Here is a 380-nt window from a genome sequence, read left to right as displayed (position 1 = left end):
ATTTTGTACAGAGCGAAATAGTAAATTAATCATAAAAAAATTAGAAGAATTTAATTGGATTATGTGGTTTCCAGGCCGAGGGAGAGGAAATCGTTCAAAGTTGTTATTTCAAAAACATCCACTTTCTTTAATTTTAGAAAGAGGAAAAGAAATAACGAAACAAGGGGACGTAAAAAGTGGAAGTGCATTTATTTAAAGATATAGCTCGTATTTTCCATCACTTCAAACGCAATTTCAAACGTGGATTGATTCGATATTCGGTTATCAAGTCGAAAGGACATCTAAAGGGAGAAGAGATGTGCTACGTTTGCAAGTCCAAATGAATCTACATATTGCATTAGATCCTGTATACGCTACGATGCGTTCGGAATGTCATATGG

General features: G+C 34.5%; 1 protein-coding gene. It reads left to right on the top strand.

Features of this window, described 5'->3' with window-relative positions; all coding sequences use genetic code 11:
- Positions 1 to 196, top strand: a 196-nt coding sequence (locus tag FL344_RS39675) for an SgrR family transcriptional regulator (protein ID WP_228565679.1), incomplete at its 5' end; no start/stop codon positions are given.
- Between the last annotated feature and the right edge of the window lie 184 nt (positions 197 to 380).

It is taken from the genome of Myxococcus sp. AB036A, assembly GCF_006547355.1.
GTDB lineage: Bacteria > Myxococcota > Myxococcia > Myxococcales > Myxococcaceae > Myxococcus > Myxococcus virescens.
Note: the sequence above shows the minus strand (reverse complement) of the source record. Positions and strands in the feature narration are given on the sequence as shown.